General features: G+C 73.5%; 2 protein-coding genes. Both read right to left on the reverse strand.

The genetic code is table 11. The features are described from left to right. Nucleotides 1–3: 3 nt before the first annotated feature. Nucleotides 4–5,388 carry a type I polyketide synthase gene (locus CMC5_RS23935; RefSeq protein WP_050432596.1) on the reverse strand — a complete coding sequence of 1,795 codons (5,385 nt, stop codon included), beginning with the start codon at nucleotides 5,386–5,388 and terminating at the stop codon, nucleotides 4–6. Continuing rightward, nucleotides 5,385–11,117, reverse strand: coding sequence for a type I polyketide synthase (locus CMC5_RS23940; protein WP_063796633.1), 5,733 nt, complete (start codon nucleotides 11,115–11,117; stop codon nucleotides 5,385–5,387). Before CMC5_RS23940 ends, CMC5_RS23935 begins: the two co-directional genes overlap by 4 nt. Nucleotides 11,118–11,125: the final 8 nt, after the last annotated feature.

Raw genomic sequence — 11,125 nt, forward strand, 5'->3', positions numbered from 1 at the left:
AGCTCAGGATTGCGGTCGGAACCGGGAGACGAATTTCTCCGAGATGACGCCGGCCACCTCGTCGTCGGAGAGCTGCGCGACCCGGTCGACGTCGTCGGGGGACGGCTCCGGGCGCAAAGCCCATGTGCGGGTCGAGAGCGGCCCCGAGGCCCGCGCCGAGGCGGGCGGCAAGCCCCGCGTCGACGGCGGGACCAGCGAGCGCATGGACGCGGGCGGCAGCGTCTGCGAGGAGGGCACCAGCGAGCGCATGGACGCTGGCGGCAGCGTCTGCGAGGGGGGCACCAGCGAGCGCATGGACGCGGGCGGCAGCGTCTGCGAGGGGGGCACCAGCGAGCGCATGGACGCGGGCGGCAAGGTGTACGACGGCGGGAGGGTGTGCGTCGAGATCGGGGCGCCAGCGCGCCGGGTCGAGGGCGGCGCGCTGTCGGCGAACAGCTCGACGAGGTGATCGGCGAGCTGGGTGACGCTCGGGTGGTTGAAGATCAGGGTGGGCGAGAGGGGGCGCTCCAGGCTGGCCTGGAGGCGGTTCTTCAGTTCGACGGCCATGAGCGAGTCCATGCCGAGATCGGCGAAGCCGCGGTTCGGATCGAGAGGTTGCGTCGGATCGCGGCCGAGCACGGTGGCGACCTCGGTGGCCACGTGGTCGAGGAGGAGGCTCTGGCGCTCGGTGGGCGTGGCGGCGCCGAGCTTCCGGACCAGGCCCGCACGCGCGGAGGGGTTCCGCGGCGTGGTGAGCGAGGTCCGCGGGAGGATGTCGCGGAGCAGCGAGGGCTGTCCGTCGGCCTGCGCGAGCCAGGTGTCCCAGGCGATGGGCAGCACGGCGGCCTGCGGCGTCCCGTGGGCGAGGAGGCGCTCCAGGGCGACGAGGCCCTGCTCGAAGCCGATGACGCCGAGGCCTCGATCCTGGAGGCGCTCGCGGAGGCGCAGCTCGAGCTTCGCGGCCATGCCGGCTTCGGCCCAGGGGCCCCAGTCGATGCTGAGCGCAGGGAGGCCGAGGGCGCGGCGGTGGTGCGCGAGGGCGTCGAGGAAGGCGTTGGCCGCAGCGTAGCTGCCCTGCCCTGGCGCGCCGAGCATGGACGCGGCCGAGGAGAACAGGACGAAGAGGTCGAGCGGCTTGCCGGCCGTGAGGGTGTGCAGGTTGAACGCGCCCGAGACCTTGGGCGCGAGCACGCGCGCGAAGGAGGTCCAGCCGAGGCGCTGGATCACGCCGTCCTCCACGATGCCAGCGGCATGCACGACGCCGCGGAGGGGGGGCATGGTGGCGTCGAGGTCGGCCATGAGGGCCGCGGCGGCTTCTGGATCGGCGACGTCGGCCTGGAAGAGGCGCGCCTCGGCGCCAGCGTCGGCGAGGGACGCGAGCGCGGCGCGCGCGGCCGGATCGTCCGGACCGCGGCGGCTGACGAGGGCGAGGTGGCGGGCGCCCTGCGCGATCATCCAGCGAGCGACGTGCAGGCCGAGCGCGCCGAGGCCGCCGGTGATGAGGTAGGTGGCGTTCGCGTGCAGCGGGGCGCTCGGCGCGGTCGCGCGCTGGGCGGGCACGAGCCGGCCGACGTAACGGATGCCGTCGCGCAGCACGATCTGGTCGTCGGCGTTGCCGGTGGCGATCTCGGCGAGGATCGCGGCGGCGTCGTCCCCTGCCCTCCCCGCGGGCGGGAGATCCAGGAGGCCTCCCCAGGCTTCGGGCAGCTCCAGGGCGACGACCCGGCCGAGACCCCAGAGCGGCGCGGCGGTGAGCGCGAGGGGCGACGGCGTGGCACCTGCGGCGACGGCGTTGCGGGTGACGATCCAGGTGCGGGCGCCGTCGAGCAGCGCGCTCTTCGCGAGGGCCTGGAGGAGGTGGAGCGCCGATGAGCATGCGTCGTGCTGCGCCGTCACGAGGGCGTCGTGGGTGAGGGCGTACGTGGCCGGTGCGTCCACACAGAGCAGGTGGACGACGCGGGTCAGGGTGCGCACGCCGTCCTTGCGAAGCGCGTCGACGAGGGCATCGAAGTGCTCCGGCGCGCGCGGATCGAGCTGGAAGGCGTGCTCGCCGAGGGGCTCCCAGGTCGGGCCCGGGTGGACGAGGACGCAGCGCTCGCCACGTTCGCGGAGTTCCCGTGCGAGCGCCTCTGCGGTGTCACCGTCCGCGTCGTCGCCACTGCCCTGCCCGCGCGCAGCGAGGAGGAGCCAGGCGCTCGACCCGCGCGAGGCCGGGGGGTCGTCGGCGGCGTGCGCCGTGCGCGGGCGGGGCTGCCAGGAGAGTTCGTAGAGCCACGGCTGGACGGCCTCGATCGCTGCTTGCTTGCGGTGCTCGGCGACGAGCTGGTCGAGGACGCGAGGGAGCAAGCGCTCCTCCTCGGCGGAGAACTTCACGCCTCGGGTGACGTGCGCGGCGAGCGCCGGGACCTCTCCGCGCTGGATCAGATCGAGCACGGCGGTGGTGGGGGCCGTGAAGGTCGGGGGGGTGGCGCTGGCCGCGACCCCCGGCGACGTGTCGACCACACCGCGCGTGGACGCGGCGATGTCGAAGGCCACGCCGGTCGGGCCGGGCGCCCCGGTCGCGCGGGTCGTTCGCGGGGTCGTCGCGGCGCTGGCGGCGATCTCGTGCCAGGGCTTCGCCGCGCGCGACCAGTAGCGCTGGCGCTGGAACGGGTAGGTCGGGAGCGGCACGCGCTTGCGCGGGTACGGGGCGTCGAAGGCGCGCCAGTCGACCTTGACGCCGCTCACGTGGAGGCGCGAGAGGCTCTCCAGGAGCACCCGCCAGTCGTCGTGTCCCTTCCGCAGGGAGGGGAGCCACAGGTCCCCCGGTTCGACGCCGCACGCGGAGCCCATGGCGACGAGGGTGGGGTGCGGGCCGATCTCGAGGAAGATGCGACACCCGGCGGCGCGCAAGGTCGCGATGCCCTCCTCGAACCGCACGGGCTGGCGGGCGTGCTGCTGCCAGTACACCGGGGAGCCGAAGTCGTCGCCGGCGAGGGCACCCGTGACGTTGGAGACGAGGCCGATGCTCGGCGGCGAAGGCGGAACCTCGACGGCGAACTCGCCGAGCGGGGCGAGGATGGGCTCCATGAGGGGCGAGTGGAAGGCGTGGGAGACGGTCAGCGCGCGGGCTTCGACTCCCTGGGCGCGGAGCGCGTCGCAGACGGCCTCCACCTCGTGGCGCGCGCCGGAGACGACGACGTTGGTGGGGCCGTTGATGGCGGCGATGGAGACGCGCGCGAGGTGGGGCTCGATGGCCGCCTTCGCGGTGGCGAGATCGGTGCGGAGGACGGCCATGGCGCCGTCGCGGGGCAAGGCCTGCATCAAGCGGCCCCGCTCGACGCTGAGGCGGAGGCCGTCGTCGAGACTGTACGCGCCGGCGACACACGCCGCGGCCAGCTCGCCGACGCTGTGACCGAGCACGTAGTCGGGCGTGATGCCCCAGGACTTCCAGAGCGCCGCGAGCGCGAACGCCACGGCGAAGAGCGCGGGCTGGGTGAAGGCGGTGTCGTCGAGGGGCGAGGTGTGGCCCTCGTCGGGGTAGAGGACCGAGAGGAGCGCGCGATCGAGCTGCGGGCGCAGGAGGGCGTCGCACTGGAGGAGGGCGTCGCGGAAGACGGGCTGGGTCTCGAAGAGAGACCGCGCCATGCCGACGTACTGGGCGCCCTGACCCGTGAACAGGAAGGCGATGGGCGCGCGGCCCAGGGCGGGCTCGACGAGGCCTTGCACGCTGCCGGGCGGCGTCTCGCCGCGGGCGCAGGCGTCGAGCGCGCGCTGGAGCTCGGCCGAGGTACCGCCGATGACGGCGAGGCGGTGGTCGAAGTGGGCGCGGCCCGTGCTCGCGGTGAAGATGAGATCGCCGAGCGGGGTGTCGGGGTGGCGCGCGAGGTGGGCGGCGAAGCGCGCGGCCTGGGCGCGCAAGGCGTCCTGGGTGCGGCCGGAGAGCAGGAGGAGGTGCGCGGGGCGCTCGGGCGCCGGGGTCGACGCTGCCGCAGCGGACGACGCTGCCGCAGCGGGGGACATGGCGACGGCGGGCGCAGGGGTCGGGGCTCGCGTCGGGGCTCGCGGTAGCGGCGCCTCCTCGACGATGAGGTGAGCGTTGGTGCCGCTCATGCCGAAGGAGCTGACACCGGCGATGCGGGGCGACCCCCCGGCAGGCCAGGGGCGCGTCTCGTGCGGGAGCACGAAGGGGGTGCCTTCGAGGGAGATGCGCGGGTTGAGCGTGTCGAAGTGGAGGTTCCGCGGGATGGCCTGGTGGTGCAGAGAAAGCACGACCTTGAGCAGCCCGGCGATGCCCGCGGCCGCCTCGGTGTGGCCGAGGTTGGTCTTCACGGCGCCGAGGATGCACGGGGTGCCGTCCTGGCGCGGAGCGCCGAGGACCTTTTCGAGGGCCTCGAACTCGATGGGATCGCCGAGGGGGGTGCCCGTACCGTGGGTCTCGACGTAGGCGATCTGGGCGGGCGTGACGCGGGCGTTGCGGTGGGCCTCGCGGAGGAGAGCCTGCTGGGAGAGGACGTTGGGGGTGGTGAGGCCGGTGCTGCGGCCGTCCTGGTTGACGGCCGAGCCGCGGATCACCGCCCAGATGCGATCGCCGTCGCGCTGGGCATCGGAGAGGCGCTTGAGCGCGACCATGCCGCAGCCTTCGCCGCGGACGAAGCCGTTGGCCTGGGCGTCGAAGGCCTTGCAGCGGCCGTCCGGGGAGAGGCCCTGGGTCTGCGCGACGAGGTGCATGGTGAGCGGCGAGAGCAGGAGGGTGACGCCGCCCGCGAGCGCCATGTCGCTCTCGCCCAGGCGCAAGCTCTGGCAGGCGAGGTGCACGGCCACGAGGGACGAGGAGCACGCGGTGTCGAGCATCAAGCAAGGCCCCTGGAGGCCGAGCACGTACGAGAGGCGGCCAGCGGCGAAGCAAGGGCCGTTGCCGGTGGTGGCGTAAGCGTCGATGTCGTCCCACGAGGAGGTGACGACGTGCTGGTAGTCGTGGGTCATCATGCCCACGAAGACGCCCGTCTTCGATCCGCCGAGGCGATCGGGTGCCACGCCGGCGTGCTCCAGCGCCTCCCAGCTCACCTCGAGCAAGAGGCGCTGCTGGGGGTCGAGGTCCATGGCCTCGCGCGGGGAGATGCCGAACAGCTCGGGGTCGAAGCCGTCGATGGTGTCGAGCAGGCCCGCCCAGCGCGCGGCCGGCGTCGCGGAAGGGATGACCCCTTCCGGCCAGCGGTCGGCCGGGATCTCGCGGACGGCGTCCGTGCCCGCTTCGAGGACGCGCCAGTAGGCCTCGGGGTCCTCGGCACCACCCGGGAAGCGGCAGGCGAGACCGACGATGGCGATGGGCTCGGAGCGCGCGCGCTCGGCGGCGGCGAGCTTGGCCTCCATCTTTTCGAGGGCGACGAGGGCGCGATCGAGCGGCGATGGACCGGCGTTTGGCTTCATTGAAGGAGCGCCTCCAGGGCGGCGAGTTTGTCGTCGAGCAAGGCCGTCTTTTCGTCGTCGGTGAGATCCTGGAGCGCGGCCATCCGTTCTTCGGTGGCAGCTTCCTCGTCGCGCGCGGCGGGGTCTTTCGCCGGCGTGGCGTGGAGGGGCGTGGGCTCGGCGGTGAGGTCGAGCTTCTCCAGGAGGTGCGCGGCGAGCGCGGCGATGCTCGGGTACGTCCAGACGAGGGTGGCGGAGAGGGTGATGCCGAGGATGCTCTCGAGCCGGTTGCGTAGCTCGAGACCCATGAGCGAGTCGATGCCGAGGCCCTTGAGGGGCGCCTCGGGCTGGATGCGCGCAGGGTCGACGCGCACCACGCGGGCGACGTGCTCGCAGAGGAGCTGCTCGACGAGGGCCTGTCGCTTCGCCGGCGTGCGCGCCCGGATGGCCGCGAGGATGCCCTCGTCGCCGGTCGGAGGCTTCCTCACGGCAGCGCGCCCGACGAGGCGGGCGAGGCGCGGCGCGCTCGCGATCTGCGGGTAGAACGCGACCCACTGACGGAGGTTCACGCGCGCGACGCCGAGGTGCGCCGCCTCGCCCGCGGCCCCTGGCGCGCCCGCACCACCGCCGAGCAGTCGGCCCAGGAGGGATGCGCCCTCCGCGGGGGTCAGGTGGCCGAAGCCCTGCTGGGCAAGGCGGCTGTCCGTGCCAGCACGCGCGGCGATGCCCGCCTCGGAGAAGATGCCCCAGGCGATGCTCAGTGCGGGAGCGCCGAGGGCACGCCGGTGGTGGGCCAGGGCGTCCATGAAGGCGTTCGCCGCGGCGTAGTTGCCTTGACCAGGCGCGCCGAGCAGGGCCGCCGCCGAGGAGTACAGGACGAAGAAGTCGAGCGGTGCGCTGCGGGTCAGCTCGTGCAGGTTCCAGGAGCCCGCGATCTTGGGCTGCATGACGCGGTGGAAGCGGGTGAGATCCTGGGCGGCGAGCAGGCCATCGTCGATCACGCCGGCTGCGTGCAGCACGCCCCGGAGCGGCGGCATGGTGCGCTGGAGGTCGTCGAGGAGCTGGGCGAGCTGAGCGCGATCGGCGACGTCGAGGGCCGCGATCCGGACCTCGGCGCCGGCCGCTTCGAGCGCGCGGACGGCCTCGATCTGGGCGGCGGTCGCCGCGCCGTTCCGGCCGAGGAGGGCGAGATGGCGCGCGCCGCGCTCGACGAGCCATGCCGCGACGGACAGGCCCAGGCCACCGAGGCCGCCCGTCACGAGGTAGGTGGCGTCGGCGCGCACCAGGGTCGCTCCCGCCACACCGACGTCACCTGCCGTGTCCACGGCGTCGCCCGGGGAGGCCGCAAGGGTGGCGCTGCGGCCGAGACGGCCGACGTGGCGTCCCGTCGCCCGTAGCGCGAGCTCGTCCTCGCGGACGCCGGAGAGCAGCTCGCGCACGAGCGCGTCCACCTCGTCGGGCGGGGCGTCGGGATCGAGATCGACGCGGGAACAAGGCAGCTCCTTGTGCTCCAGCCAGATGGTGCGCGCGAGGCCCCAGAGCGGCGCCTGGGCCACGGAGACGGCACGCCCGCTGGCATCGACTGCCTGAGCGCCGCGCGTGACGAACCAGAGCCGCGGCGGGGTGCGGAGGTTGCTCCGGGTGAGGCCCTGGACGAGGTGGAGCGCGCTCCCGCAGATCCTGCGCTGGTCCCGGTCGAGGGAGTCCAGCGTGGTCCGCTCCGCAGGCGTCGCTTCGAGGGCCCACAGGTGGAGGATGCCTGCGCACGGGACCCCATCCGCGAACGCTGTCCGGAGGAGGGCGTCGAACGCGGCCGGAGCGTCGATCTCGACGCGGTGGACCTCCAGCGAGGTCGAGGAAGAGGCCGAGGAGACGGCGCGGACGACGCTCTCTCCCTGGGCCGTGAGCGCTGCGGCCAGAGGCTCGGCGAGGCCACCGTCGTCGCCGAGGATCAGCCACCGTCCCCGGGGCGCGCGTGCCGCGATGGGACCGTCGGCGGGGGCAGCGAGCGGCTCGCGCTCCCACGTCGTGGTGAGCAGCGAGGTGTCGTCCGTGGCCGCTTCCGGCGGCGGATCGAGGCGCTGGAGGCGGAGGCCGTCCACCTCGACGAGGAGCCGACCGTCCGCCCCGAGGAGGCCGAGATCGGCCTCGAAATGGCCCTCCTCGACGCGCGCTTCAGGGATGCGGCCGTGGCTCCACAGCTCGCCGTCGGGGCGGCGATGGATCTGCAAGCGGCGGAGGCCGACGGGAATGGCCGGACGACCATCGTCACGGGCCTCGACCATGGCCGCCATGAGGACGTGGAAGCTCGCGTCGAGGAGCGCCGGATGGATGCGGTACGCAGCGCGCTGGGCGGCGACGTCCTCGGGCAGGCGGATCTGGCAGAGCGCCTCCCCTGCCCCCTTCCAGGCGCGGAGCACACCCTGGAACGCGGGGCCGTAGGTGATGCCGCGGTCGGCGAGCGCCTCGTAGTAGGCCGCGCGATCGAGCTCCGTGGCGCACCGAGCGCGCACATCGGCGAGCGCCTCGGCGAGGCGCCGGGGCTCGGCGCTCGGCGTGGGGTCGAAGGTCGCGAGTACGGGGGTACTCGTGGCTTCGGGCTGCCAGCGGATCTGTCCCGTGGCGTGCACCGTCCACTGGACGTCGTGCAGCCGCCCTTCGGCCCCCGCGCGGCTCGCGATGCGGAACGAGGCCACGCCCGGCCCGTGCAGCTCGATCACCGTCTGCACCGCGATGTCCTCTCCGATGCGGAAGGTCATGGCCTCGCGGAAGGACACCTGCTCCAGCGCGAGGGTCTCCACGCCGAGGGCGTCCCACGCGGCGGCCACCGCCATCTCGAGGTAGGCCGAAGCCGGGAGCACCGCGGCGCCCTGCACCTGGTGATCGGCGAGGTACGCGAGCGCCGACGGGCCGATGGAGGTCTCCCAGAAGCGGGTCCCGGGGTGGAGCGACGAGGTGAGCCGGGCGCCGAGCAGCGGGTGGGCCCCCACGACCGCGTGGCTCGCAGCGGGCGCCATCCAGTAGCGGCTGCGCTGGAAGGGATAGGTCGGGAGCTTCGCGCAGCGTGCCGTCGCCGGGCTCATGGCGGCCCACGCAATGGGATAACCGCGGGTGTAGAGGGTGCCGACGGCTTCGAGCAGCGTGGCGCGCTCGGGTTGCTCGCGGCGCATGCTGGCGGCGACGGTGACCTGCCCGGGTCGACGGAACGTGGACTCGATGGCGGGGAGCAGCACCGGGTGGGGGCCCAGCTCGACGAAGAGGGTGATGCCGTCGTCGTGCAAGCGCTGGACGGCGCGCGCGAACTGGACGGGCTCTCGCAGGTTACGACCCCAGTAGGCGGCGTCGAAGCGGCCCCCGTCCTCCAGGGCCCCGGTGACCGTGGAGTAGAGGGGACACCGCGCGGGCTCGGGGCGCAGCGACCCGAGCGCGTCGACGAGCCTCGGGACCAGGGGATCGACCTTCGGGCTGTGCGCGGCGACGTCGACCTTCACCCGGCGGCAGAAGATGCCCTCGGCTTCCAGGGTGGCGAGCAGGGCATCGAGCGCTGCGGGGTCGCCAGCGATGCCGATCGAGCGCGGGCTGTTGATCACCGCGATCGAGAGCAGGTGCTCGCGTCCGGCGAGGCGCGCGGTGGCTTCCTCCTCGGTCAGCTCGACGACGCCCATGGCGCCCTGCCCGCTGATCTCGTGCAGCAAGCGGCTCCTGTGACAGACGAGGCGCGCCGCGTCCTCCAGGCCGAGAACCCCAGCGACATGCGCCGCAGCCACCTCGCCGACGCTGTGGCCGACCACGGCGTCGGGCGTGACGCCCCAGGACCGCCACAGGGCGCTCAAGCCGATCGCGATGGCGAACAAGGCGGGCTGCACGACGTCGATCCGCTGGAGCGCGGGGGCATCGGGATCGCCGCGCAGCAGGGCGGTGACCGACCAGTCCACGTGGGCGCGAAGGGCAGCGTCGCACGCGGCGATGGCCTCGGCGAAGACTGGCTCCTCGGCGAGGAGCTGCCGCCCCATGCCCACCCTCTGGCCACCGTAGCCAGGGAAAACGAAAGCGACCCGGGGGCGCACCTCGGAGGTGAGCCGAGCGCTGCTCGTCCCGGGGTGGGCCTGACCCTGGGTGAAGGCGCGGAGCGCGGCGCCGATCGCTTCGCGATCCTGTCCGACGACGGCGAGTCGGTGCTCGTGGTGGGTGCGGCGGGTGCCGGCGGTGAACACGAGGTCTTCGAGGGCCCGCGGGTCGTCGCCGAGGCCATCGAGGTGCTGCTGATGGGCCCGCGCAAGGGCGGTGAGGGCCTCCGGGCTGCGGGCGGAGAGGGGCAGGACGAGGGGGCGCTTCGCAGCGTCGTCGGAGGGCGCGGCGTGCGCGTCGGTGTTTGCGGGGGGACGCGGGGCCTCTTCGAGGACGAGGTGGGCGTTGGTGCCGCTGATCCCGAACGAGCTGACGCCGGCCATGCGGGGGGCGCTGCCCGCGGCCCAGGTTCGCTCTTCGCGCGGCAGGGCGAACGGGGTGCCATCCAGCGAGATGCGGGGGTTCAGCGTGCGCAGGTGCAGGTGGCGCGGGATGACCTCGTGCTGAAGGGCGAGCACGGTCTTGATGAGCCCCGCGATGCCGGCCGCGGCTTCGAGGTGGCCGATGTTCGTCTTGACCGAGCCGAGGGTGCAGGTGGACCCGTCGACGCGCGGCGCGCCGAGGACCTCCTTCAGGGCCTCGAACTCGATGGGATCTCCGAGCGCCGTGCCGGTCCCGTGCGCCTCGACGTAGCCGATCTGGGCAGGTGAGACGCGGGCGTTCTCCAGCGCTTGCCGGAGGAGCGCCTGCTGCGAGAGCACATTGGGGGCCGTGAGGCCGGTGCTGCGGCCATCCTGGTTGACGGCCGAGCCGCGGATGAGGGCGACGATGGGATCCCCGTCGCGCAGGGCGTCGGAGAGGCGCTTGAGCACGACGACGCCGCAGCCCTCGCCGCGGACGAAGCCGTTGGCGCTGGCGTCGAAGGCCTTGCAGCGGCCGTCGGGCGAGAGGCCCTGGGTCTTCGCGAGCAGGCGCATCATCACCGGGGAGAGCAGCAGGTTGGCGCCGCCGACGATGGCCAGCTCGCACTCGCGGTTGCGCAAGCTCTGGCAAGCGAAGTGCGCGGCGACGAGCGACGACGAGCAGGCGGTGTCGATCGACGCGCAGGGGCCCTGGAGGCCGAGCACGTACGAGATGCGTCCGGCGGCGACGCTGGAGAGGTTGCCGGTCAAGGCGTAGGCATCCAGCTCGGGCATGGCGCGGGTGAGCACCTGCCGCTGGTAGTCCGTGGTCGCGATGCCGACGAAGACGCCGGTACGGCTGCCGACGAGGCGATCGGGCGCCTGCCCTGCGTTCTCCAGCGCTTCCCAGGTGACCTCGAGGAGCAAGCGCTGCTGGGGATCGAGGCTCTCGGCCTCGCGCGGGGCGATGCCGAAGAAGGCGGGGTCGAAACCGTCGACCGCACCGAGGAAGCCCCCCCAGAGCGTCTCCGGGGGTTCGTCGGTGCCACCGTCGGTGCGCCAGCGCTCCGAGGGGATGCGCTGGATGCCGTCGACGCCCTCGCGCAGGGCGCGCCAGAAGGCCTCGGGGTTCGTCCCGCCGCCAGGGAAACGACACCCCATGCCGAGGATGGCGATGGGCTCGCTCTGGGCCGCTTCGAGCTTCTTGAGCTGCGCCTTCAGCTTCTCCGTCTTGACGAACTGCTGTTCCAGGAGCTGACGGAAGTTGACCGGTTCGGGCATGTGACTCT

Origin of the sequence: Chondromyces crocatus (assembly GCF_001189295.1) — a bacterium.
Lineage (GTDB): Bacteria > Myxococcota_A > Polyangia > Polyangiales > Polyangiaceae > Chondromyces > Chondromyces crocatus.